The 26,557-nt window shown below is 45.3% G+C and carries 19 protein-coding genes and 1 pseudogene; 10 read left to right on the top strand and 10 right to left on the bottom strand.

All coding sequences use genetic code 11. The features are described from left to right. The 9 genes from GD631_RS04995 (at nt 1) to GD631_RS04955 (ending at nt 9,970) form a co-directional block, all read left to right on the top strand. A complete protein-coding gene (locus tag GD631_RS04995) occupies nt 1-1,440 on the top strand; it encodes a THUMP domain-containing class I SAM-dependent RNA methyltransferase (protein WP_143256627.1) in 1,440 nt (479 codons plus the stop codon). 144 nt (nt 1,441-1,584) lie between these two features. Then, nucleotides 1,585-2,133, top strand: a complete 549-nt coding sequence (locus GD631_RS04990) for an ORF6N domain-containing protein (protein WP_004313721.1) — start codon at nt 1,585-1,587, stop codon at nt 2,131-2,133. Nucleotides 2,134-2,147: 14 nt separating this feature from the next. Next, nucleotides 2,148-4,346, top strand: a complete 2,199-nt coding sequence (locus GD631_RS04985) for a S9 family peptidase (RefSeq protein WP_143256626.1) — start codon at nt 2,148-2,150, stop codon at nt 4,344-4,346. A gap of 66 nt (nt 4,347-4,412) precedes the next feature. Then, entirely contained in the window at nt 4,413-5,687 is a 1,275-nt protein-coding gene (gene purD, locus GD631_RS04980; RefSeq protein ID WP_143256625.1) for a phosphoribosylamine--glycine ligase, read from the top strand. 114 nt (nt 5,688-5,801) lie between these two features. Beyond that, on the top strand, nt 5,802-6,812 hold the full coding sequence (locus GD631_RS04975) for a hypothetical protein (RefSeq protein ID WP_143256624.1): 1,011 nt from the start codon (nt 5,802-5,804) through the stop codon (nt 6,810-6,812). Beyond that, on the top strand, nt 6,797-7,276 hold the full coding sequence (locus GD631_RS04970) for a YqaA family protein (protein ID WP_143256623.1): 480 nt from the start codon (nt 6,797-6,799) through the stop codon (nt 7,274-7,276). The genes GD631_RS04975 and GD631_RS04970 overlap by 16 nt, the downstream gene beginning before the upstream one ends. Nucleotides 7,277-7,327: 51 nt before the next feature. Continuing rightward, the gene (gene mnmC2 / locus GD631_RS04965; protein ID WP_143256622.1) at nt 7,328-8,128 is read left to right on the top strand and encodes a tRNA (5-methylaminomethyl-2-thiouridine)(34)-methyltransferase MnmC2; all 801 of its coding nucleotides are present in this window, start codon (nt 7,328-7,330) and stop codon (nt 8,126-8,128) included. A 38-nt stretch (nt 8,129-8,166) separates the two neighbouring features. Then, the gene (locus GD631_RS04960; protein ID WP_143256621.1) at nt 8,167-9,096 is read left to right on the top strand and encodes a metal ABC transporter solute-binding protein, Zn/Mn family; all 930 of its coding nucleotides are present in this window, start codon (nt 8,167-8,169) and stop codon (nt 9,094-9,096) included. A gap of 37 nt (nt 9,097-9,133) precedes the next feature. Beyond that, complete coding sequence (locus tag GD631_RS04955; RefSeq protein WP_008770478.1) at nt 9,134-9,970, top strand: metal ABC transporter ATP-binding protein; 837 nt, start codon at nt 9,134-9,136, stop codon at nt 9,968-9,970. A 73-nt stretch (nt 9,971-10,043) separates the two neighbouring features. On the opposite strand, the pseudogene GD631_RS04950 reads toward GD631_RS04955, so the two are convergent. The 10 genes and pseudogenes from GD631_RS04950 to GD631_RS04905 all read right to left on the bottom strand — a co-directional run bounded on the left by GD631_RS04950 (nt 10,044) and on the right by GD631_RS04905 (nt 22,967). Then, nucleotides 10,044-10,500: pseudogene (locus tag GD631_RS04950) on the bottom strand (nucleotidyl transferase AbiEii/AbiGii toxin family protein). Beyond that, on the bottom strand, nt 10,497-10,829 hold the full coding sequence (locus GD631_RS04945; protein ID WP_143256620.1) for a hypothetical protein: 333 nt from the start codon (nt 10,827-10,829) through the stop codon (nt 10,497-10,499). The pseudogene GD631_RS04950 and the gene GD631_RS04945 overlap by 4 nt, the downstream one beginning before the upstream one ends. Before the next feature lie 482 nt (nt 10,830-11,311). Next, complete coding sequence (locus GD631_RS04940; protein WP_143256619.1) at nt 11,312-12,574, bottom strand: DUF1735 and LamG domain-containing protein; 1,263 nt, start codon at nt 12,572-12,574, stop codon at nt 11,312-11,314. Nucleotides 12,575-12,719: 145 nt separating this feature from the next. Then, nucleotides 12,720-13,313: an ORF6N domain-containing protein gene (locus GD631_RS04935; protein WP_143256618.1), complete on the bottom strand. Its 594-nt coding sequence runs from the start codon at nt 13,311-13,313 to the stop codon at nt 12,720-12,722. Nucleotides 13,314-13,518: 205 nt separating this feature from the next. Next, nucleotides 13,519-15,159 carry a BT_3987 domain-containing protein gene (locus tag GD631_RS04930; RefSeq protein ID WP_143256617.1) on the bottom strand — a complete coding sequence of 547 codons (1,641 nt, stop codon included), beginning with the start codon at nt 15,157-15,159 and terminating at the stop codon, nt 13,519-13,521. A gap of 54 nt (nt 15,160-15,213) precedes the next feature. Next, nucleotides 15,214-16,167, bottom strand: a complete 954-nt coding sequence (locus tag GD631_RS04925) for a glycoside hydrolase family 18 (RefSeq protein ID WP_143256616.1) — start codon at nt 16,165-16,167, stop codon at nt 15,214-15,216. Between the two features lie 62 nt (nt 16,168-16,229). Continuing rightward, on the bottom strand, nt 16,230-17,831 hold the full coding sequence (locus GD631_RS04920) for a RagB/SusD family nutrient uptake outer membrane protein (RefSeq protein WP_143256615.1): 1,602 nt from the start codon (nt 17,829-17,831) through the stop codon (nt 16,230-16,232). An 18-nt stretch (nt 17,832-17,849) separates the two neighbouring features. Continuing rightward, on the bottom strand, nt 17,850-21,194 hold the full coding sequence (locus GD631_RS04915; protein ID WP_143256614.1) for a TonB-dependent receptor: 3,345 nt from the start codon (nt 21,192-21,194) through the stop codon (nt 17,850-17,852). Nucleotides 21,195-21,356: 162 nt separating this feature from the next. Next, nucleotides 21,357-22,367, bottom strand: coding sequence for a FecR family protein (locus GD631_RS04910; protein ID WP_143256613.1), 1,011 nt, complete (start codon nt 22,365-22,367; stop codon nt 21,357-21,359). Between the two features lie 57 nt (nt 22,368-22,424). After that, on the bottom strand, nt 22,425-22,967 hold the full coding sequence (locus GD631_RS04905) for an RNA polymerase sigma-70 factor (RefSeq protein WP_143256612.1): 543 nt from the start codon (nt 22,965-22,967) through the stop codon (nt 22,425-22,427). 172 nt (nt 22,968-23,139) lie between these two features. On the opposite strand from GD631_RS04905, the gene GD631_RS04900 reads away from it, so the two are divergent. Beyond that, nucleotides 23,140-26,553, top strand: coding sequence for a glycosyltransferase family 117 protein (locus tag GD631_RS04900; protein WP_143256611.1), 3,414 nt, complete (start codon nt 23,140-23,142; stop codon nt 26,551-26,553). Nucleotides 26,554-26,557: the final 4 nt, after the last annotated feature.

Below are 26,557 nucleotides of genomic sequence, written 5' to 3'. Positions count from 1 at the left end.
ATGAGCGAACAATTCGAGATGATAGCCAAGACTTTCCAGGGACTGGAAGAGATACTTGCAGAAGAACTGACAACATTAGGAGCCAACGACATTCAAATAGGACGTCGCATGGTTTCATTCACAGGAGATAAACGTATGATGTATAAGGCGAATTTTTGCCTTCGCACCGCCATCCGTATCCTGAAACCAATTAAAAACTTTACAGCCAAAGATGCCGATGAGGTTTATAATCAAATACAGGCTATTCCATGGGAAGAATATCTCGATGTGAACAAGACGTTCGCTATCGATGCAGTAGTATTCAGCGATGAGTTCCGCCATTCGAAATTCGTTTCGTATAAGGTGAAAGATGCGATTGTGGATTATTTCCGTGATAAAACAGGAAAACGTCCGTCGGTACGTATCAACAATCCGGATGTACTTCTGAATATTCATATTGCACAGACTACCTGTACGTTGTCTTTGGACTCGTCCGGAGAATCACTTCACCGTCGCGGTTATCGCCAGGAGGCAGTAGAAGCCCCGTTAAATGAGGTATTGGCTGCCGGCATGATTCTAATGACCGGATGGCGCGGAGAATGTGACCTGATCGACCCGATGTGTGGTTCGGGCACTATCCCTATCGAAGCGGCACTGATTGCCAAGAATATCGCTCCGGGAGTATTCCGTAAGGGGTTTGCTTTTGAGAAATGGGTAGATTTCGATGCGGATATGTTCGATGAGATTTACAATGATGACAGTCAGGAGCGTGAATTTGCTCATAAGATTTACGGATACGATAACAATCCGAAAGCTAATGAGATTGCGACTCACAATATAAAAGCTGCCGGTGTATCGAAAGACATCGTGTTGAAGCTGCAACCGTTCCAGCAGTTTGAGCAACCGCAGGAGAAGTCGATTATCATCACTAACCCGCCTTATGGTGAACGTATTTCCACTAATGATTTGCTTGGACTTTATCAGATGATCGGTGAACGTCTGAAACATGCGTTTGTAGGAAACGAGGCATGGGTGCTTTCTTATCGGGAAGAGTGTTTCGACCAGATTGGTCTGAAAGCAAGTCAGAAGGTTCCTTTGTTTAATGGACCGTTGGAGTGTGAGTTCCGCAAATATGAGATTTTTGACGGAAAATACAAAGAGTTCAAGAGCCAGGAAGAGGGAGAAGAAAAGAAAGAGGCTGAAGGAGAACAGGCTCCAAGATTCAAAGAAAGAAAAGAATTTAAGCCACGCCGCGAAGGTGAGTTCAAACCGCGTCGGGATGGTGAATCCAAATCTCGCAGAGAGGGAGAATACAAGCCGCGCAGAGAAGGTGGTGAGTTCAAAGGTGGTGACAGAGATAGAAAGCCACGGGGAGAATTCCGCGGAGGAAGAGATTCAAGAGGGCCAAGAGAATTTAGGGGGAACCGGGAGCCGAGGATTCCGAAGAAGGAAGAGGAATAAACCATTCAATAGTTAATGACACATTATAACATCACACACTCATTAACACCCTGATAACCAACTTAAGGTCACAAATTGCAACCTCAAGTTCAAATAACATTTTCGCCAATAAGCTATCTATGATAGCAACCAATTAAAGAAAAAATGAACGACATTGTTATCATTGAAAATAAAATTTATGAGATCAGAGGTCAAAAAGTTATGTTGGACTTTGATTTGGCGGAGATGTATGAAGTTACCACAGGTAACTTCAATAAAGCCATTAAACGAAACATCGAACGATTTCCTGCAAGATTCATGTTTCAATTAAATAAAGATGAGTTCAACTTGATATTCCAAAATGGAATATCAAGTTGGGGTGGTACTCGCAAAATGCCTTACGCTTTTACAGAACAAGGTGTAGCAATGTTATCTGGAGTTCTGAAAAGTCCCCGTGCTATTGAAGTCAGTATTAATATTATGGATGCCTTCGTCCACATGCGTCAATACCTGCTCTCCCATGCTCCGAAACAGGAATTGGAAGAATTGAGGAAAAGGATTGAATACTTGGAAGAGGACATATCCTCCGACAGAGAAAGCTACGAGAAGCAATTTGACGACCTATTCACCGCTTTCGCCAAGTTGAGTGCTGCCATTCAAATAAAGCAGACTCCCTTGGACAGAGTAAAAATAGAAGGATTTAAAAACAAATAATAAAGAAAAGAGCAATGAGTAAAATTGGAAAAAGAGCCATGCTTTTATTGTTGGCACTACCAATCGGATTCAATGTTATGGCACAAGAAACCAAAAAGCCGACACTGGAAGAATTGATTCCGGGTGGCGAGAGTTACCGCTATGCAGACAACCTGTACGGACTGCAATGGTGGGGTGACGAATGTATCAAGCCGGGCGTAGATACCCTTTATTCTATCCAACCCAAAACGGGAAAAGAAACAATGGTTATCACTCGTGAACAGATCAACAAAGTGCTTGAAGAGAACAAGGCAGGAAAGTTATCACACTTGTATTCCGTCCGTTTCCCATGGGCAGACAAAACACAAATGCTATTCACGATAGGAGGAAAGTTCATTGTATATGACTTCAAGAACAATCAAGTTGTCAGCACTCTCAAGCCAAAAGACGGAGCGGCTAATGAAGACTATTGCGCAGCCAGTGGAAACGTGGCTTACACGATAGGCAACAATCTGTATGTGAACGAAAAAGCGGTAACTAATGAACCCGAAGGTATCGTTTGTGGGCAAACGGTGCACCGCAATGAATTCGGTATCAACAAAGGCACTTTCTGGAGCCCGAAAGGCAACCTGCTCGCTTTCTACCGTATGGACGAGAGCATGGTGACACAATATCCGCTTGTAGACATCACTGCACGCGTAGGTGAAGTGAACAATGTACGTTATCCGATGGCAGGAATGACGAGCCATCAGGTAAAAGTGGGCATTTACAACCCTGCTACGGGCAAAAGCATTTATCTGAACGCAGGTGATCCCACAGACCGTTATTTTACCAATATCAGCTGGGCACCGGATGAAAAAAGCCTCTACCTGATTGAAATAAACCGTGACCAGAATCACGCCAAACTTTGCCAGTATAACGCAGAGACAGGAGAGCCGATGGGCGTTCTCTACGAAGAAATGCATCCTAAATACGTGGAACCACAGAACGCAATCGTGTTTTTACCGTGGGATTCTACCAAGTTCATCTATCAAAGCCAGCGTGACGGCTACAACCATCTTTATCTCTTCGATGCCGATGCAGCCAACATGAAAGGTGAAACTTATAGCAGCGCCAACGGTGGTACTTATTTCCAGGCCGGCAAAGCCAAACAATTAACCAAAGGCAACTGGCTGGTCAGCGACGTCCTGGGATTCAACACAAAGCGTAAAGAAATCATCTTCACAGCCGTAGAAGGCTTGAAAAGCGGACATTTCGCTGTAAACGTGAGCAATGGAAAGATAAGCCAACCATTCGAGAACTGCAAGGAGAGCGAACATAGCGGTATGCTTAGCGCTTCCGGCACTTATCTTATCGACCGTTATTCAACAAAAGACCAGCCTCGCGTCATCAACTTGGTAGACACCAGGAACTTCAAAGAAACAGTCAACCTCCTGACAGCTGAAAGCCCTTACAAAGGCTACCAGATGCCAAGCATCGAAACCGGAACAATCAAAGCGGCAGACGGCACCACCGACCTGCATTACCGCCTGATGAAGCCGGCCAACTTTGACCCGAGCAAGAAATATCCCGTCATCATATACGTCTACGGAGGTCCTCACGCACAATGCGTCACCGGAGGATGGCAGAACGGCGCACGTGGATGGGACACATACATGGCAGGCAAAGGCTATATCATGTTCACCATCGACAATCGTGGCAGCAGCAACCGTGGACTGGCATTTGAAAATGCCACTTTCCGCCGCCTCGGCATCGAAGAAGGTAAGGACCAGGTAAAAGGCGTTGAATTCCTGAAATCCCTCCCCTACGTAGACAGTGAGCGCATCGGCGTACACGGATGGAGCTTCGGAGGTCACATGACTACCGCCCTGATGCTTCGTTACCCGGAAATATTCAAAGTAGGCGTTGCCGGAGGCCCGGTAATCGACTGGGGGTATTATGAAGTGATGTACGGCGAACGCTATATGGATACACCGGAAAGCAATCCGGAAGGCTACAAAGAATGTAATCTGAAAAACCTTGCCGGCCAACTGAAAGGCCACCTGCTGATTATTCACGACGACCATGACGACACCTGCGTGCCACAACACACTCTGTCGTTCATGAAAGCCTGTGTAGATGCCCGCACTTATCCTGATCTGTTTATCTACCCGTGCCACAAGCACAACGTAGCAGGACGTGACCGTGTACATCTGCATGAGAAAATCACCCGGTACTTTGAGCAGAACTTATAAAACTAACAAACCCCATCGTATCCATACAAATCATAGATAACAGTATAAATTTATAACAATACAAAGATGAAGATATTATTACTAGGCTCGGGCGGCCGCGAACATGCACTGGCATGGAAAATTGCCCAAAGTCCGAAAGTTGAAAAACTATACATTGCTCCGGGGAATGCCGGAACAACTGCCGTAGGCGAGAATGTCAACATCAAAGCAACCGATTTTGAAGCAATCAGTGCTTTTGCTCTGAAAGAGAACATCCAAATGGTAGTGGTAGGCCCCGAAGATCCGTTGGTAGAAGGAATCTACGACTACTTCCAAAACCGACCGGAGCTAAAGCATATTGCCGTGATCGGTCCTTCAGCTCAAGGAGCACAACTGGAAGGCAGCAAGGAGTTTGCCAAAGGCTTCATGATGCGTCACAACATCCCGACAGCCCGCTACAAAAGCATCACTTCCGAAAATATCGAAGAAGGTCTTGCCTTCCTCGAAACGTTGGAAGCTCCCTACGTATTGAAAGCTGATGGCCTTTGTGCCGGAAAAGGAGTCCTCATCCTTCCTACGCTTGATGAAGCCAAAAAAGAACTGAAAGAAATGCTCGGCGGCATGTTCGGTTCCGCATCGGCAACCGTTGTGATTGAAGAGTTCTTGAGCGGCATCGAATGCTCTGTATTCGTACTGACAGACGGAGAAAACTATAAAGTCCTCCCCGTAGCTAAAGACTATAAACGTATTGGTGAAGGCGACAAAGGGCTGAACACAGGCGGTATGGGTAGCGTGACTCCGGTTCCGTTTGCTGACGAAGTGTTTATGGAGAAAGTACGCACACGCATCATCGAACCGACCATCCATGGTCTGAAAGAAGAAAAGATCACCTACAAAGGTTTCATTTTCCTTGGTCTTATCAAGGTGAAAGGTGAACCGATGGTTATCGAATACAACGTCCGCATGGGCGACCCGGAAACAGAAAGCGTGATGCTCCGCATCCAGAGCGACCTCGTAGAGTTGCTTGAAGGCACAGCAGCCGGCAACCTGAACGAGAAGACACTGGTGATGGACCCGCGTTCGGCCGGTTGCGTCATTCTTGTCAGCGGCGGTTATCCCGAAGCATACGAAAAAGGATTCCCTATCAGTGGACTGGAACAGGCTGCCGCCACCGACAGCATCATCTTCCATGCCGGAACAGCCATGAAAGACGGACAAGTGGTGACAAACGGAGGACGTGTGATTGCCGTCTGCTCTTACGGTGCAACAAAAGAAGAAGCACTGGCACAGAGCTACAAAGTGGCAGACATGATCGACTTCAACAAGAAGTATTTCCGCCGCGACATCGGATTCGATTTGTAAAAAACAACCTACAATGATACGCCACGGCAGGTATAAATCTCCTATTTGCACGGTATACAGATCCTACAAAGCGATGATATATGCCCGCCGAACGGCAAAAGAACTGACAGACAAATGAGAAATAAAAGACTACAAAGTCAAGTGACGGCAGGACGGTGGACCCTGCCTGCCGTTATCTTCATCTGCGCCTTATGCTGGGTGTTGACTTACTTTTTATTTCCCGGCTCCATAGCCTCAACAGCAGTCGAAAACAGCTCTTCTTTCTTGCAATCCACCCGCGATTTACTACTTTCGGGATGGGCAGAGCGAATTGCCAGCTTTCTGGTTTACGCAATCATCGGCTACTTTCTGATAGAGCTGAACAACCAGTTCAGCATTATCCGTATGAGGGCCTCCATGCAGACAGCTATTTATTTCCTGCTGGTCACCGTCTGTCCGGGAATGCATTTACTATACACAGGAGACATTGTCGCGCTGGGCACTCTCATTTCTATTTATTTTCTGTTTAAAAGCTATCAGCAAGCACAAGCTGCGGGCTATTTATTCTATTCCTTCTTCTTTATCGGAGCAGGAAGCATTCTTTTCCCACAGCTCACCATCCTCTCGGCACTTTGGTTGCTCGAAGCCTACCGCTTTCAGTCGCTCACCCCGCGTAGTTTTTGCGGTGCGCTGATCGGATGGATGCTACCCTACTGGATGCTGTTCGGACACGCCTTCTTCTATCATGAGATGGAATTGTTCTATCGCCCTTTCAACCAGCTATTAGCCTTCGGAGAAGTCTTCAATTTGCAAATCCTTCAGCCTTGGGAATTGGCTATACTCGGCTATCTGCTTGTGATGTTTATCGTCAGTGCCGTCCATTGCATCGCTGCCGGATTTGAGGATAAGATACGCACGCGTGCCTATCTCCAGTTTTTGATAGACCTGACGCTCTTCCTGTTCCTGCTGATTGCCTTACAACCGACATATTGCAGTGCTCTGTTGCCCTTGCTTATCATAAGCAACAGCATCCTGATCGGACATTTCTTTGTACTGACCAATAGTAAAAGTTCGAATGTGTTCTTTATAATTTCACTGGTCGGCCTCATCCTCTTATTCGCTTTTAATATATGGACACTTTCGTAAATTCAATGATACAACTCCTCATAGAATGGGGACTGCCGGGATTATTCATTTCGGCTTTATTGGCCGGGAGCATCGTGCCTTTCAGTTCCGAACTGGTGCTGGTGGCACTGGTGAAACTCGGTTTGCCCCCGATAGCCTGTCTGATATCCGCCACTCTCGGCAATACAGTGGGCGGAATGACCTGTTACTACATGGGACGTTTGGGCAAAATTAACTGGATTGAGAAATATTTCAAGGTAAAGAAGGAAAAGGTAGACAAAATGGTGAAGTTCCTGCAAGGAAAAGGGGCATTGATGGCATTCTTTACCTTTCTTCCTGCCATTGGGGAAGTGATAGCCATTGCACTGGGATTTATGCGAAGCAATACATGGCTGACTATCGTTTCCATGTTTGTCGGCAAACTGATACGTTATATCCTCCTCCTGTATGTGCTCGAAAGTGCCTGGGATGCTATGGCAGGGTAGGTGTTTTTTTAAAGTATTAAGTATTAGGTATTAAGTATTAAAGATTGGGTGATGAAAAGAATAATTGAGAGAACCGATGACGGGAGCGCTACTCTGTTTGTTCCGGAATTGAATGAGCATTATCATTCGACGAAAGGGGCACGCACGGAGTCTCAACATATTTTCATCGATATGGGGCTGAAAGCCTCTCCTGCTGCTACTCCACGTGTTCTTGAGATCGGCTTCGGGACAGGACTCAACGCTTGGCTCACCCTTGAAGAAGCGGAAAGAAGCAGACGAAAGATACACTATACAGGACTGGAACTCTATCCGCTGGACTGGCAGACAGTAGAACAGCTAGAATATATCTCCAGCGATGAGCTGCTTACCATACATCGGAAGCAGACAACAACCGACGAGCAATTTACCCCGGATGAAGAAGAACAACAATCGGCTATCGAATTGTTTAAGCTGCTTCATACATCGCCCTGGGAAAAAGACGTGCAGCTTACGCCACACTTCACCCTACGGAAAATAGAAACGGACGTCAATCAATGGATAATGGGAAAGCAGGAAGAGTCAAAAATGAACAGCACCAACAACAATGCAGTCATTCCTCAATACTCAACATTCAATTCTCCGTTTAATACAATCTATTTCGACGCCTTCGCCCCGGAAAAGCAACCGGAAATGTGGTCGCAAGAACTATTCAACCGCCTCTATGTTTTATTAGATAAAGACGGAATTCTGACCACCTACTGTGCCAAAGGTGTAGTACGCCGAATGTTGCAGACAGCCGGATTCATAGTAGAACGCCTTCCCGGACCTCCGGGTGGTAAACGGGAAATATTACGGGCCCGAAAACAAGAGTAGAAACAAGATAAGATTGAAACCCCGAAACAGAAAAAATCATGAAACAACAACTAAAAGATATGAGAACACTTATCCTTCTTGGTGCCTGCCTCCTGATGGCAGCCTGCACAGGACGTTCCTCCCAAGCAAGTAACGATGACGAGACAAAGCCGGTGATAACCGTCACGTTGGAACCGCAACGTTATTTCACCGAGGCTATTGCCGGAGATAAATTCAAAGTAATCAGCATGGTGCCCAAAGGTTCCAGCCCGGAGACATACGATCCTATCCCCCAGCAACTTGTTTCTTTAGGAGACAGCAAAGCCTATTTCCGCATCGGATACATCGGCTTCGAACAAACCTGGATGGACCGCCTGATGAACAATACTCCCCATATCCAAGTGTTCGACACCTCCAAAGGAATCGACCTCATACTCAATAATGATGAGCATGACCATACCCACGGACATAACAGTCATGACGGCCATATCCACGCCGTAGAACCGCACGTATGGAATTCTACCGGTAATGCTTTAATCATCGCCGGAAATACCTACAAGGCCCTCAGCCAACTGGATAAAGCAAACGAACCATACTATAGAAACCGTTACGATTCTCTCTGTCAGCGCATCCAGCACACCGACAGCCTGATTCGCCATCAACTCTCCACCCCCGAAGCAGCCAAAGCCTTCATGATTTATCATCCGGCCCTCTCCTACTTCGCCCGCGACTATGGGTTGCATCAGATTTCGATTGAAGAAGGAGGCAAAGAACCTTCTCCCGCTCATCTGAAAGCCCTGATAGACCTCTGTCAGGCGGAAAATGTAGGCGTTATCTTCGTTCAACCGGAGTTTGACAAACGCAATGCGGAAACCATCGCACAGCAAACCGGGACGAAAGTGGTCCCTATCAACCCGCTAAGTTATGACTGGGAGGAAGAGATGCTGAACGTAGCCAAAGCCCTTGCGCCGCAAGCCGCCACCAAATAAACGCATAAAGAAAGAACCAATCAAGCCACTTCCAATAATGAAACCAATAATCGAAATAAAGAATCTTTCCGCCGGATATGACGGTCGCACTGTTCTCCACGATGTTAATCTAAGCATCTACGAACGGGATTTTCTAGGTATTATAGGTCCGAACGGAGGCGGCAAAACAACACTTATAAAGTGCATCCTCGGTCTGTTAAAACCAACCGGAGGGGAAATTATATTCCATACTCCCGAGAAGGCTCCCATAAGAACATCTACGGAAGGAACTTCGACAGAAACATCTGCCAAAAACTCCCACCAAAGTTCTTCCGCGAAATCCCAGCTTTTCCTCGGTTACCTACCGCAATATAGCACCATAGACCGGAAGTTCCCTATTTCCGTGGAAGAAGTGATCCTATCCGGCTTGAGCATACAGAAGTCGCTCACCTCCCGGTTCACTCCCGAACAAAGAGAGAAAGGCAAACAGATTATCGCCCGCATGGGACTTGAGGGGCTTGAGAGCCGTTCTATCGGACAATTAAGCGGCGGACAACTGCAACGTGCCTTGTTAGGACGTGCCATCATCTCGGATCCCGCAGTGTTGATTCTCGATGAACCCAGCACGTATATCGACAAGCGTTTCGAAGCACGCCTTTATGAGTTATTGGCTGAAATCAATAAAGAATGTGCCATTATCCTCGTCAGTCACGATATCGGCACTGTATTGCAACAGGTAAAATCCATCGCCTGTGTCAATGAAACGCTGGATTACCATCCGGACACGGGCGTCACTACCGAATGGTTGGAAAGAAACTTCAACTGCCCCATCGAGCTATTGGGACACGGCACATTGCCTCATCGGGTTTTAGGAGAACATCATCACCATCATTAAAGATATCTGCAAAAGACGACCTACATGAATCTATTTGTGCAAAAAAGTTCATTGGTAGATTCGTGCAAACAAATTAGAGCAAACAATTCTTTATATAGTCCTCTATTTCTTGTGCAGTCACATCATAAACAGGTTCAAGCTGCTCAAAATGGGAATCCCTCGTAAAGCGGTTGCTATTAGTAAGCATTGCCAAAAGGTTCTTGGACTTCAGCTTGTGTCCGGAGTAGCTTAAAGCCAAAGATATTAAATCATTGACAGGCACACCGGATTTTAAGATAGTTTACCGGCTCACTTACCGGAGAATATTTAGGGCAAGCATAAAACGAAAATTTCACTCCTGACACAAGATATTCCACATGATCTATATCCAGAATATCTTTATGCTGAATCTCTCCAATCGTAGCTAGTTCTTTCTCTATCTGATACCAAGCTATTTCCATCTTCTCTATCTTGGAAGTGCGCCACTTCATAAAATCCAATTGGGAAACCGCTTCAAAAATCTGCAGTGTGTGTGGAGCTAATCCTTTCATAGAAGTATTTTATTTAGGTGACGAGTAGCCATAGATTTTATATAAGCGTCCGGTTTCTTTGCTTTAAAACAGTACCATGCAAAAAAACGGTTCAACGTATAGAGATATTCCTCTTGTGGAATGAGATAATCCAGCCATACCTGCTTGATTTTCTTGAAAGGATAAACCAGAAAAAGCTGATTAATTTCCTCTAAATCAAGATGCAACAACGTTTTTTCAATCAGCATATCATCCGGAATATCTTTGATTGAATCTTCATTGTACGACCAGAAGCAATGTTCCTGCTTCAATTTCGACAATAGTTCCTGCTTTATAACATCAACAGACATAGGTTACTGTTTATTAGGTAAGACAAAAATAGTTGTTCTTTTTTGCATCTACAAATAAATCAATCACTTTTGAATAATACTAAACGTTCGATATCAGTATTTACTCTTTTTACGGTTATCCCCTTATTATTTCTGTAGTGTAGTATGTATATCTAGGGATACACATACTCAATATCCCAAACATATGTATACAGCAACCCGAGTATTAATACCTGAAATCTCAACCATTAACAGCTGATATTAAAAGTGTTAACACCTAACAGCCAAGCTATTAATAGTAAACTTCCGTTGTCTTAATAGTAAACTTGCTCTTCTCTAACAGGAAAGTTATGCTTGAGTAAGGATAAACTATAAACGCAAGTTACGTTTATAGTTTATGACTAATGAAAAAAAAGCAACTAAATGCCCCGTCAAGTCATAGAAATGCAATTCACATTTCTGCTTGGCGGGGCATTTTATCATTCTACTCTCTTATTCCAAAACTATTCTTTGTTCTTCTGCGTCACCTCAATGCCTTGCGGCCATACAGCAGGCGATGTATGTACATGAGCATCATTTCCATGTCCGGTGTAATCCTCGGCAATGTCACCATGCCCTTCGTTAAATTTCCAGTAAGCACAAAGTCCGGTAGTAGTAGGATCTACGTTATACATATTGTTGAAGATCTCCTGTTGGGTTCTCATTACGTTCCAAATGCGTACTTCACAGATTTCACCATCGAGCTGGCGGGAGAAGTCCGTCATCTCACCATAAGAATGACCGATCTTGAACTTGAAGTCACCCTGCTTCTGCATACCCAAATTAATAGCTTCTCCTTTACCATAATCTTCAATACGGCTCTGTTCACGACCATCTACGTAGATAGCCGCCACTTTCTTTTCTGTATCGAACGTTACAGCCACATGATACCATTCGCCTTCCTGCAACAGTTTACTGTTGTCGGCGTTCGGGAATTTAATCTCATTGCACGAGAATTGCAGTTGTTGCGCCGGGAAGCCTGCGTCACCCAAACGGAATAGGCAATATTGTTCAATCCCCATAATAGTGGATATTTCCCTTGCAATTGTACCATTCTTAAAGTCATTTACACGGATAATAGCCTCATAAGTAAGTTGCTTCATGTTGTTCACCACACCAGCCGTAGGACTATCTTTATCGAAGCCCGGTACCTCAAAGAAATTGTTTTTCAAGTTGACAGCCGTAGTGATGGCACTGGAACGACGTACCACATAACAAATAGTCTTTGAACCACCTAGTGTACCCATGCCACCCGACACCTGGTCGATAGTGATGGGGAGCAAATAGCCTGCATCAATTTCAAGGTCAGTAAGACCGGAGAAGTCGATAGTGACAGGTTTGGAACTAATCTCACCTTGCGGGATAACAGTCTGACCTGCTGACAACTTATAATGCTTGGCATCAAGCATGGTATAATTAGCACCAAGGCGGGCGTTATAAGTATTCACCAGCGAGGCGTCTACTTTAATACCTACATTGATATCCTCGCCTACAGGACGTGCCAACAAAGCGGAAATTTCCTTTTGTCCCGTCTCTATGGTACGGTTAAAAGTAAAATTGGACACGTCCTTTAGCTTGGCTGCATCCAGATAAACGACATTATCGAAAGGGGAAGCATTGCTATAGTCTTTATTATCACAGCCGGTGGCACATAACAACAGGGCCGTAGTTATGATAGCCGGTGAAATGACAGTAAGCATACCTCGAAGTATTTTTTTTGTTTTCATACCAGTTCGTATATTAAGTTTAATCAAAAACATAAATCACTTATGTGCCCTATTTATATAGCCGTCCGAACACAAAAAAAGACGGCAAATTTACATATCGAAATTACCGTCTGATATACTATTAAAGCTTTTACTATACTATTCTCTATTCCTGATCATCATTTTTCAGTTTCTTATGCTGAATAAAACCAATAGGATTACTTGGTCTTTCTTTCAATTTCTTTTGCGCCTGCAATTCGGCTAAAGTCTGATTTATAAGTTCCAATTGCATACGGGTATCATCATTAATATCATTATAATCAGCAAATACTTCTTCTATATAACCTTTCAGCTCCTCAACTTCGACTTGAAGTTCTGCAAGCTTATCTCTTTTCGGAAGATTTATCATTTGCCGAACGGCAACAAAGGCACGCATAATCCCCATATTTATTTGAATGGCAACTTTAGAGTTCAATACACTGCTAAGCATGGCTACACCCAACTCTGTGAATACATACGGATTACGTCTTAGTCCCATTTTTATAGCATTGGAGGTCACAAATTGTGACCTCCAATCTTGGGTTTCTTCACTCGAAAGCTGAAACATGAAGTCAGAAGGAAAACGTTCTATATTTCGTTTGACAGCCTGATTAAGCACTTTTGTCTGCACTCCATACATCTCTGCAAAATCACGGTCAAGCATCACTTTCTGACCTCTAAACTCATATATTTTATTTTGAATTATCTGCAATTGTTCCATCTTGTATGTCTGTTATAAATAGCCTCGAACTATTCATATTATATATCGGGGTCAAAAGTAATCAATAAGTTTAGATTGCAGTTACATTTTTACGAAAAGAATCCACAGCAAATGACAACTATCAACGGTAATTTCAATATGTCAAAGAACGAGTTTTTCCTTTATTTATGGAAAAAGTATTTATTGATAATATTCAAAGGAAAAATTACCAGTCTTTTCTGTAAGGATTCTTATCGGGACCAGACTTTAATTGATAATCCAGAAAATTTGCCCCATAAAGAGCATTTCCCCATACAAGCTCATCACTTACAAAATTCCAGCTATCACCCTCATCCATAAATGACTGAAAACTATACTCAGTCAACATAACCTTAACAGCTTGTTCATAGCCCCCATATTCAGTACCGATAAGGTCACCTCCATAAACAATGATGTTGCTCTTTTTATATCCTGCAGCCTTCCATTTTGCTATATTCTCTGCAGCAAGCTGTCTTATAGTGGGATTATTGTCAGAATAACAAGGTATATTTACACTTCCATAACAAGCAGGATCCAGTTCGGCAATAGGTTTACGCGAATATTTGCTATAAATTTGGATACCCTCCGGATTAGGGGTAATAGCTTCTACCACTTCTGTTGGCGAAAAGTAACCATGCCATACATAATCAAGATATCTACCAGCTTCGATTCCCCCACATTTATTTACATCGTAGAAATATTCCGTAGCCTCTCCTTTATCAACCAGCGTTAACAACTTGTCCGGTAAAGCCTCGCGAAGAGCTTTTATCAGTTTGGGGTATGAAGTAGTATTCATTGCAGGCATCCCTGCCTTACCATATTTACTATCATCATCCCATAAGTTTACACCGTCCAAATAGTAACGTTCTATTATACTTTTCACTTGATAGACAAAATCAGCAATCTGCGCATCATTCATATTACAGAAGCCGATGCCTTTACCACCATTCTCAATACAAATACAAACTTTACTGCCAATTTCCTGAAGATGGCGAATGTATTTATCTCTATGTTCCAATACGTAAGACAGGTCACTTCCTGATGCGAGCAAAGCACGCTGGCTAACAGCATCGTAACCTATCGTAGCCCTTTTCAAGTTTACTATATGCCCCAAGCGACTATAAGGAGGAAGAGGGTATACTCCCTCATCTCTAATTGCCAATACGCCAGCTATTAAAGGACTATACGTTTCTGTATTCACATAGAACACCGTAGTTACACCAGACATTAGTGGCGGGATTTCTTGTGTTTGCCCCTCTTCATCAGGTTCACACATAGTAGTCTTTTCACGGAAACTCACTCTGTAATAAATTACTTGTTTATTCTCTTGTGCATCTACTCCTACCGGATTTTGTGTCAAAGCAATCGCTAACAAATAAAGTGTTTCAGGCTCCAATCCATCAGGAGAAAGAGTTATACTAATATTCCCGGACTCTTTCTTTCCAGCAGCCACAGTAAGCGAACCGCCATTTCCCAAAGTTACGTTAGCAGCAGGAAATTCTTTCATATCAGTTTCGTTGTCACTGTTATATTTAGCCACAAGCTCCGGAGACGGGATGGCTTTTACCGTAACAACCGTTGTAGCAGGCTTTGTCAGTGCATAACATATCTCTTCGGTTACAGCTCCATCATCTTCGTACATGCTGACAGTAATCTTATTAGAAAGAGTTTTTCCACTGTACAACTGCCCTCCGACGCTATTCATCGGCGTTTCATCCGGCAACTGCCCGGCAGGCATAGAAATATCATCTTCAGTACACCCCGCCATTGTTGCCATCAGCAGTGACAGCATCAGAAAGACGAAGTATTTAAATGGGTTATTTTTCATATCATTATAGTGTTTTACAGGTTTCACAATAAATAATCTCTTAGTTACACCCCCTTATTTAGATGGGTTCATTATTTGGATGGCTAACCGACTAGTTTCATAATTCATCTTCGTATGATAGTAATCATCACCCAAAGCATAGATAGCAAGCCCGCCTACAGGCCCCAGAGAAACAACACGGTTTGTCATCTCGGTAACAGCGTCCAATTTTTCACCTTCCTCATCCACTAGCTTCTCATTGATCTTGGCGGAGAGTAATAGTTTCTCTTTAGGGATTGAGAAGTTTTCTATCACGCCTGCCACATAGAGCTTTAAATCCACAGCAGAAGTAATCGTAACAGTATTCAATACTACATAATCCAGCTTATTCAGGTCAGCGGCATCAATAAAGGCGGGATCACCTTCAAATGCCAACAGTTTGCCATCGCCTACGGCGGCAGAGAGTTTGGAGACGATTAATTGGGCTGCTTCACGACGGGCAGCCTGTTCAGCTTCCGTTCCTCCATAAAGAGGAGTACCTTTAATGGCAAACCCATTCATCCCCAACTGGGAAGCGGCAGCAACAGCCTTATCCAACCAGGCACCCAGTTTGACAGCATCGGTCAAGGCAGGCATTTGAGCCGTATAATCCACTAAATAGAGCACCTTGATACTCTTTTCCTGTAACAGGAGAATATCCTCATAGTCATAAGAAGTCAGTCTTTCAGGATGTGCCGGCGTTACGATGTCCAGTGAATCGGGCAATGAACGGAGGTAAGCACCTTCATTCTTCGGTTCCTCGACACCATTATCGAAACTACCGTAAGTGACAAAGTGTTTGCTTTGTCTATACGTACGCAGCGCCTCCATGTAACGAGCCCAAAGTTCTGGATTCTGTTCTTTGGCATGCTGCGGGTCAATATCAACGGCTTTCTGATCGGTCCAGTCGCTGCACGAAGCGGTAGCAAGCAATACCAGCAGCAGGAACAAATGAGTGAAGATGTCAGGAATGGAAATTTTCATATTCATATCTTCTTGTTTTAGTTTCTATATTTTCTTGTTTTCTAAATCTCATATCCAGTCTCGTGCCTCTACTGTCTTGGTTTCTTGTCCCACCAAAGAGAAGTAGCGCCATTATCAGGGCCACCCAGCAAGCCGACGGCCTCCAGAATATACTGGCGGTTACCGGAATATTCACTAGGCGGGTACCACAGGCGGCGTATCTTAGCCTTACTGTCATCGATAGTGCCACCACTGCTATTTACCACCACGGGCAGCAAATGCGGATAATCTGTACGGCGATATTCGCTCCATGCCTCTACCGTACAAGGAAACATAGCAATCCATTTCTGGGTAATGATACGCTCCAGATTCTTCTCGGCATATTCGGCACCCTCCTGCCAGGCAACAGTAATGCTGCTGACGGCTCCGGCTGAATAGATTCCATCCACAGGGTCAGTGTAGGCTTGCGGTGTGTTGGAGGCATTGGCAGCATAAGCAATGGCATCCGTGGCGGGAAGCCCATACTGCTCGAAAGAAAGAGCGATTGCTTCTTCATACAGGTCTTTGGCGTCGCCGCCCATCGACCAGTTGCGCAATGCGCCTTCAGCACGCAGGAACGTGACTTCGGCAGCCGTCATCCAAAGATAAGGACTGGAGGTGGAAATAATCGGTTTGCTATAACGGTCTATCACGCTTTCCTTGTTCGCCACGTCGATGCCTATACGGATACCAGCAAAACCAGATACTTTTATCGGCTTACCACCGACTGTTTCCGTGATTTCCACTTGAGTGAACATCTTATCCCTGCGAGGGTCCTGATAACCGTTCATGTAGCAAAGCAGATCGGCTCCTACCCGATGGTCGGACCAACCGTTGAACACCATCGAGGCACGATTTTCTTCCACTGTCATCTGGGCATTGTCGGTATTGGCAGTGAGCACTCCTGCATCTACGGCATCCTGTGCCACCTGTTGTGCCGTAGTAGGATCGACATAAGCCATGCGGATGGCCATACGCAACTTCAAAGAGTTAGCGTATTTGTACCACTTGCCAAGGTCGCCGTAATAAACGTCGTCGAACTTGCGGAATGCTTCAGTGCCCAGTGAGAGATTTTCTTTCAATACATCCGTCACTTCGTTCAGATCTTTCAGCATCTGCGCATAGACTTCCTCCTGCGAATCATAAGGCACGTTCAGCGAAACACCGCCCTGCTTATCTATTACCTTGCTATAAGGAATGGGACCATACATATCCGTCATACGGTGCATAATAGATACCCGCAGCAGTTTAGCAAGTGCCAGCGCCACAGGATCGTCGCTCTGATCCTGCAAAGCACGGTAAAGCGGATAAGACTGGGTGAAAATATCACCGAACGTCTTGTCCTGCCAGTCGACAGACGGATTATAAGTTTCAAATTTATCTGTACGCACGAGCGTAGTTCCGAAATATCCGGCAAACGGACCTGCCGCCAACGCCTCAATAAACTGATAGAGATGCTCTTCGGTGGGAACCACCAGCCCTTGCAAACCTCGCAAAGTAGAACCTATGTTATAGTTCTCACGTCCCTGCTCCCCCTTAGTCACTTCGTATTCCTTGCGGTTGATTTCATCGAAGTTAGCCGTGCAGGCTGCTCCGCCAACCAGAAGAAGTCCCAGGGAAAATATCTTTAAAAAAGATTTCACTTGTTTCATACGATCCGATTTAATGGATTAAAAGTTTATTTTCACATTCACGCCGATATTACGGGTACTCGGCAGCATGAAGTTATCGATGCCCTGATAGTAATTGCCTGTATTAGCTACAGCTTCAGGGTCGAAAGGTGCACGGCAATAAATCATCCACAGATTACGGCCTACCACAGAGACATTGATGTCACACACATTTCCCAACCACTTGCGTGGAATGGTATAACCCACGCTAGCTTCTTGCAAACGCACGTTAGTGGCGCTAAAAGTGTAATACTGCGGCAATCCGCTACTGTTACCGATGAGGCTGTAATACGTTTGCGCATCTACCAAAGTACGTCCGTTAAGCAATACACCTCCATTATCACGGGCCTGTGCCGAACGTTCGGAGACTCCATACTGATCCATTGCCGCCTGTGTGGCAGAATAAGCAATACCTCCGATACGTGCCGTAAAGAGTGCACCTAGACTGATTCCACGCCACTCGAAACGATTGCTCCATGCCAGATTGGCTTTCGGGAATACGCTGCCCAGCTTAATGTCGGGTAGGTTGTCTTCAGTGGTCAGCGCACCGGAAGGGTCAATCTCCACCATGCCACTATTATCCCGTTTCAGGTCACTTTGCGTATAGAGGTCACCCAATGTTCCCCCTTTCTTCAAAATGAAGCGTGCCCTGCCCAATCCTCCTACATCCAAACGATTTTGTGTGATAGGCAATCCCGTTTCAGGATGGATATAATAGGTCACTAAGTCTATTATCTTATTCTTGTTGTGGGAAAGGGTGAAGTTGCTCTCCCAATGAAAATTATTGTTCCATGTATGTCCGTAACCCAATGAAAGTTCCACACCGGAGTTGCGCACATATCCTGTCTGGAGATAAATCTTGCTGTAACCGGAAGATACGGAGACTTTCGGGTCGAAGGTCTGGTTTAAAGTATTCGCCAAATACCATGAGAAACCGAGGCTAAAGTCCTTGAAAAGACGCATATCCAGCCCAAGTTCCCATGAGTTGGTACGCTCCGGTTTCAGGTCTTTGATAGGGTAATGCGTCTTGGGTTTCCATTGCTGGTTGGCCTCATCGTATTCGTAAGTAGGCGACGTCAGGTTACGGGGATAAGGCATACCAACGGAACTGAAAGAGCCGCGCACCTTCATATAGTCGATAAATTCCGGCAAAGTCAGCATTTCGGAGATAACACCCGAAAGACCTACGGACGGATAGAAGAAACAAGACGTAGAAGAGTTGGCAAGCTGCGAAGCCCAGTCGTTTCGCCCGGTCAGTGTGAGATAGAGCATACTCTTCCAACCCACTTCCACACTGGCGAAAACAGATTGCGTCTGCTCCTGCCATTCATCTTGACGGGCTTTCTTCTTTGTGTTGTCGAGGTCGAACACATTAAACACGTTCGGTATTCCCTTTTCACGAATCGGCCCACGATAGCTTAAATCTTCGTATCTGTTGTTCACTATGCTGGCACCCACGTTTGCTACAAGCGAGAAGTCGGCAAAACGCTTGTTGATGTTGGCAAGCACGTCAGCATACGTCTGTGTTTCGTCAGGCTTGGAGATGGTATAGTGTCCCTGCGTACTCTCTTCCGTAATCGTAAGGTTGGAGCTGGCGTAGAGTTTCTGTTCATACTTGGTGTGTGTGTTATCCACACGTACACGTCCTGATATATTCAACCAGTCGGTAATGTCATAGCTCAATTGAGCAGACAGCATATAACGCTTCTTCTGATTCAGACGCAGATTACGGTAAGCAATCCAGTAAGGATTCTGCATACGGTAGTCACCTTCGCCCTGCGGCCAGAACATCGTATTGATTTTGCGTGCCGGATCCCAACGTTCGAACACTTTGACAAGTCCGAAGTCATCGCCGCGCGGGAACAGATAAACAGGCACGATGGGATTGGAATAAATACCCTGATTGGTCATGTTGCGGTCGTTCTGAATGATGTAGCTGGCTCCTATGTCAAGCTTCATCCGATCATTCAGGAAATTCGTTGTATTGCGGAAAGTAAAATTAAAACGGTTATAACGATTGTTGGGAACAATGCCTTCGGAGTTGACCGACGCCACCGAAAAGAAGGTCTGGTTCTTCTCCGTACCGGTAGAAAGGGTGACAGAATTGGTGAAGATCAGTCCTGTATCAAAGAAATCTTTCGGTTCATAATTGGTGCGGGAGGCGTCATTCAACTTCGCTCCCCAGCTTAGGATGGTAGAACCTCCGTCTTTCCCACGGCTTCCCGTCCCGTAGCGGTTTTGGAATTCAGGAAGCACGAAAGGACGGGCAAATTCAGTATTGCTGTTCACCGTCACTTGCAACTTGCCTACTTGCCCGCGCTTGGTAGTAATAACAATCGCACCATTGGCGGCATTACTACCGTAGAGTGCGGCTGCTGCGGCACCCGTCAATACGGAGATGCTCTCGATATCGTCCGGATTAATGTCGGCAATGCTCTCCGTAGCACCCCGTGAGTCGAACTCCATTCCACCGCCGCCACCAAAGTTATACATCGGTATACCGTCGATGACGTAAAGCGCATTACTGCTTTGTTCGATAGATTTCGCACCACGCATCACTACCTTGCTGGCTCCACCTACACCGGAAGAACTGCTGTTGATAGTAACACCTGCCACCTTACCATTCAGACTGTTGATGAAATTAGCATCTTTAATGCCGGAGATTTCGTCCGCTTTCACCTGTTGCACATTGTAGCTCAAGGCTTTCTGCTCGCGCTTGATGCCGAGAGCAGTCACAACTACTTCATTAAGTTGTTCTACTGCGGCAGCAAGTACTACATTGTACACGTTCTTGTCCGTGACCTTTACACTTTGGGAAGTATAACCCACATAGGTAAAGTTGAGTATACTGCCTGCCAGAGCTTCGATAGAATAGTGTCCGTCAATGTCCGTAATGACTCCGCTGGCAGAACCTTGCACCTGGATATTGACACCGATAAGCGGCTCACCCGTTTCGTCCGTCACTTTTCCTTTGATTTGTTTATCGGAAGATGGTTTTTCTTGTACCGGTTGAGGGATAATCTTGATGTATTTCCCTTTCAATTCGTAGGTACAGCCTGTACCTTTCAGGATAGTAGAGAGAGAATAATCCAATCCGGCTTTATTCAGATTGAGATTGAGGGCAGGTTTGTCACGCAGCAGCGAGTTGTTGTATCCGATGGACAGTCCCGACTGCTTTTCCACTTTCTTCAATGCTTCAATGACGGTGATATTGTTTTCACGGATGGTAATCCGCACGTCATTTTGAGCAAAAGCTGTTACTTGTAGCAAAAATAAGCAGAAAAAGAGTAGAAAACTTCTTCTTACACCTCGCTTATCCGCTATAAATGTGTAATTTTGTAGCATTAACTTTTAAGTATTAGTTTGTTAACTAGGTTGTTATTCACGTAGATCAGATCAACAGAGCATAACACTCTGATGCAGAAAAGTTGATTATTTCATATCCGGGATGGAGTGGCGCTCTGTTCCGGATACTTTTTTCTCATGGGCGGTAATTGTGTTTTTAAGTTATTGATTTATTTTCCGTGTGATGTAACATTTATCTCCTTCTATCTTGAATTTCAAATTGCCCGCCACATCGACAATGATATCCATGACTTCCGCCAGAGGTGCTTTATCCTTGAACCGGAAACTCAATCGGTCTTTCTTCAATTGATTCAGACTATAGACAAACGTATAATCGTATTTCCGTTCCAGTACGCGTATAATATCTTCCACTGTCATTTCGTTGAATACCAGTTCACCCCGCTGCCAGGCTGTGACATCTGCCATATCGGGATGCACCACCCGGAACCGACGATTCTCTTTGTCATACGTCAACTGTTCGTCAGGCCGCAATACGGTCCGCCGGGTCAGATTTCCCCACTCTACCAATACACTGCCCGACAGCAATGCTGTGCTGACTTCCGGATTCTCGGGATAGGCACTGACATTGAATTCCGTTCCCAAAGCAGTCACCTGAAAATCATCCGACTTTACAATGAAAGGGTGTTTCTTGTCGGGCTTTACTTTAAAGTTGGCTTCACCAACCAAGTAAACGCACCGCTCTTTTCCGGTAAACTGTTTCGGATATAACAAAGTACTTTTTGAATTTAACTGAACCTGACTGCCATCCGGAAGAGAAAGATGCCGCATTCCCGCCACCGGAATGAATTCCTGTATAAGGTCATTCTGCGTTCTCTCCGCCTGCATCACCAGATAACCAAGAGAAACGGCAATCAACAGCAGAACAGCCGCTACGGACTGCCAAAGACGCAATATCCGGGTTTTACAATTAGAAGTTGCAGGAAGCGTAGAGACTGTGTGAAAGCCGTTATTCCGTTTCCATCGTTCGAGCTCTTTCTCCACATGAGACACTTCGCCCATAGCGTGCGCCGCCGCCCAGATTTCTTTTAAGGCTTTGTCCTTTTCTACGGCATGCTCCTTGTCCGTCAACCATCCGTAGACATTCTGCCGGATGGTTTCCGAATAATTATTCTTAGTGAACGAGGTCAGTATCTGCCGAAAATAATTCTTCATATCGTTGTGCTATTAGTAGTGAATCTATATATAGCACGACACAACTATGAAGAGTACTCAAATGAAATGAAGAAAAAACAAAATATATACGATTTTTTTTAGTTCGAGCAAGGAAAGATAGATTTGACGCTCTACGGTACGCACTGAAATATCAAGCTTTTCCGCTATTTCCAGATAACTCATTCCATGAAGACGACTCATCTCGAAAATCAGCCGGCGGCGCTCGGGGAACTGTTCAACGGCCATTTGCAGGGCCAATCGTATTTCTTTATAATAGATGGCGTCCAACGTGTCATCCGACGGAGACAAGTCCTTGAAAAGGTTTTCTTCCATCTGTGCCTGTTGGTAAGACCGCTCTATGCGCTTATGCTTGAGAAAATCAAAAATGGCATGTTTGGTCATAGCATAGATATATTTGTCTATCCCGGGGTTGTCCTGCCAAATCTGCGGTTTGGCCCATAGTCGTGTGAAAACCTCCTGCGCGATGTCATCCGCGTCCTGCCCTGATTTGAGGAGCATCAACGCAAACTTCTTCACTAGTGAATAGTGTGCCTTGAAGACCAGATCGAATTCTTGTTCCAGCTTTACGTCCTTGTCCATTACTTCACAAGCATTTATTGTCAGTAAGCAAAAGTAGAAAAATAAATCGAAAGAGATAGTAAATCACCTCTCCGTTACTTAATATTTCTTACTTTCTTCCTCATTATCCTTACAAATCACTATCTTTGCGACCTCATAATTTGTTTTTAACGAATAAACTACGATAGTGCTAATGAAACAGTACAGAACCGTAAACAACCTTATGGGTTGGCTTACATTCATCATTGCGGCAACCGTCTACTGCCTGACAATAGAACCGACCGCAAGTTTCTGGGATTGCCCGGAGTTCATAACCACCGGCTATAAACTGGAAGTCGGACACCCGCCCGGCGCACCTTTCTTCATGCTAGTGGCGAATCTGTTCTCTCAATTTGCTTCCGACGTAACAACTGTTGCTAAAATGGTGAATTACATGAGTGCCCTCATGAGTGGCGCCTGTATTCTGTTCCTTTTCTGGAGCATCACCCACCTGGTACGCAAACTGATTATCACGGACGAAAACAATATCACTAAAGGACAGCTTATCACAATTATGGGTAGCGGACTGGTGGGCGCACTGGTCTATACGTTCAGTGACACATTCTGGTTCTCGGCTGTAGAAGGTGAAGTATACGCTTTCTCCTCCCTGTTTACCGCTGTCGTTTTCTGGTTGATTCTGAAATGGGAAGATGTAGCCGACCAGCCTCATAGCGACCGTTGGATCATCCTCATCGCCTATCTGACCGGATTGAGTATCGGTGTGCACTTGCTGAACTTGCTTTGTCTGCCTGCCATCGTATTGGTATATTACTACAAGAAAACTCCGAATGCTACCGCCAAAGGTTCGTTAATTGCGCTATTAGGTTCAATGGTGCTCGTTGCAGCCGTGCTTTACGGCATCGTACCGGGTATCGTGAAAGTAGGCGGCTGGTTTGAACTGTTGTTCGTCAACGGACTCGGAATGTCGTTCAACTCGGGCGTAGTGGTTTATATCATTCTGCTTGCGGCCGCTCTGATCTGGGGTGTATACGAAAGTTACACCGAAAAGAACAAAGCCCGCATGGCTATCTCCTTTATCCTGACGATCGCTTTGCTGGGTATCCCATTCTACGGACACGGAGCCAGCAGTATCATCATCGGTATTCTGATTATCGCCGCACTGGGACTTTATCTTGCTCCGGGTGTACAGGCTAAAATCAAAGAGAGATGGCGTATCACCGCCCGCACCATGAACACGGCATTGCTGTGCACCATGATGATCGTAATCGGGTATTCTTCTTACGCACTGATCGTTATCCGTTCTACTGCCAACACTCCGATGGACCAAAACTCACCGGAGGATATATTCACACTGGGCGAATACCTCGGTCGTGAACAATACGGAACCCGTCCGCTTTTCTACGGTCCTGCCTACTCTTCGAAAGTGGCACTCGACGTGAAGGACGGTTATTGTATTCCACGCCAATCGGAAGCCGGAAGCAAGTTTGTCCGTAAGGAAAAGACTTCTCCCGACGAAAAAGACTCTTATATCGAACTTCCCGGACGTGTGGAATATGAATATGCACAGAATATGTTTTTCCCGCGTATGTACAGTTCGTCACACGCACCGCTCTACAAGCAATGGGTAGACATCAAAGGGCATGACGTTCCTTACGACCAGTGTGGAGAAATGGTGATGGTAAATATGCCTAACCAATGGGAAAATATCAAATTCTTCTTCTCTTACCAGTTGAACTTCATGTACTGGCGTTACTTCATGTGGAATTTTGCCGGACGGCAGAACGACATACAGAGTAGCGGAGAAATTGAACACGGTAACTGGATCACCGGTATTCCGTTTATCGATAACCTGCTGGTAGGTAATCAGGAACTGCTTCCGCAGGATCTCAAAAACAATAAAGGTCACAATGTATTCTACTGTCTGCCGCTGATTCTCGGCTTAATCGGACTCTTCTGGCAGGCTTATCATAGTCAGCGGGGCATCCAGCAATTCTGGGTGGTCTTCTTCCTGTTCTTTATGACAGGTATCGCCATCGTGCTCTACCTTAACCAAACCCCTGCACAACCCCGTGAACGAGATTACGCGTATGCCGGTTCGTTCTACGCCTTTGCCATCTGGGTAGGTATGGGAGTGGCAGGTATCATCCGTATGCTGCGAGAATACTGCAAGATGCAGGAACTTCCGGCAGCCGTACTGGCTTCAGTGCTCTGTTTGTTCGTCCCCATCCAGATGGCGGGACAGACCTGGGATGACCACGACCGTAGCGGACGCTTCGTTGCCCGTGACTTCGGACAAAACTACCTGATGACCTTACAAGAGAAAGGGAATCCGATTATTTATACCAATGGTGATAATGATACTTTCCCATTGTGGTACAACCAGGAAACGGAAGGCTTCCGTACAGATGCCCGCACCTGTAACCTAAGTTACTTGCAAACAGACTGGTATATTGACCAAATGAAACGTCCGGCCTACGATTCTCCGTCGCTTCCTATCACTTGGGACCGTGTGGAATATGTGGAAGGACAAAACGAATATATCCCTATCCGTACGGAAATGAAAGCCTTCATCGACAGCTATTTCAAACAGGCAAACGAACTGGCTGCACAGGGAGACACTACTATACTGTCACTCGTTCACTCCATCTTCGGTGAGAATCCTTATGAACTGAAGGAAATCATCAACCGCTGGATGCTAGGCAAGAACGACCAACTGAAAGAGCTTCTCAAAAAGACAGGAAAAGATATCCAACTGCCGCTGATCCCTACGGACAGCATCGTAATGAAGGTGGACAAAGAAGCCGTACGCCGCTCCGGCATGAAGATACCGGAAGCTTTGGGCGACTCTATCCCCGAATACATGACAATCACCCTTAGAGACGCCAACGGCAACCCGAAACGCGCCCTCTACAAGAGTGAACTGATGATGCTCGAAATGCTTGCTAACGCTAACTGGGAACGTCCTATCTATATGGCAATCACCGTAGGAAGCGAAAACCATCTGGGTATGGGTAACCACTTTATGCAAGAGGGTCTTGCCTACCGTTTCACGCCATTCGATACAGACAAACTGGACAGCAAGATTGACAGCGAAAAGATGTACGACAACCTGATGAACAAGTTCAAGTTCGGCGGTATCGACAAGCCGGGTATCTATATCGACGAGAACGTGATGCGTATGTGCTACACGCACCGCCGTATCTTCACGCAACTCGTAGGCCAGCTTATCAAAGAAGGCAAGAAGGATAAGGCACTTGCCGCACTCGACTACGCCGAAAAGATGATTCCATCATACAACGTACCGTATGACTGGGCAAACGGCGCCTTCCAAATGGCAGAATCTTATTACCAACTGGGACAGAACGAAAAAGCCAACAAGATCATCGACGAGCTTGCCAACAAATCGCTCGAATACATGATCTGGTATCTTAGCCTAAGCGACAGCCAGCTTGCCATCGCCAGCGAAAACTTCGTGTACAACGCCAGCTTGCTTGACGCCGAAGTCCGCTTAATGGAAAAATACAAATCAGAAGAACTCGCAAAACATTACTCTACACAACTCGACCAACTTTATAACGAGTACGTGACGAGAATGAAAGGGAAATAAATAT

The organism is Bacteroides luhongzhouii, assembly GCF_009193295.2.
Lineage (GTDB): Bacteria > Bacteroidota > Bacteroidia > Bacteroidales > Bacteroidaceae > Bacteroides > Bacteroides luhongzhouii.
The sequence above is the reverse complement of the archived record's forward strand: the minus strand, read 5'-3'. Positions and strand labels throughout refer to the sequence as shown.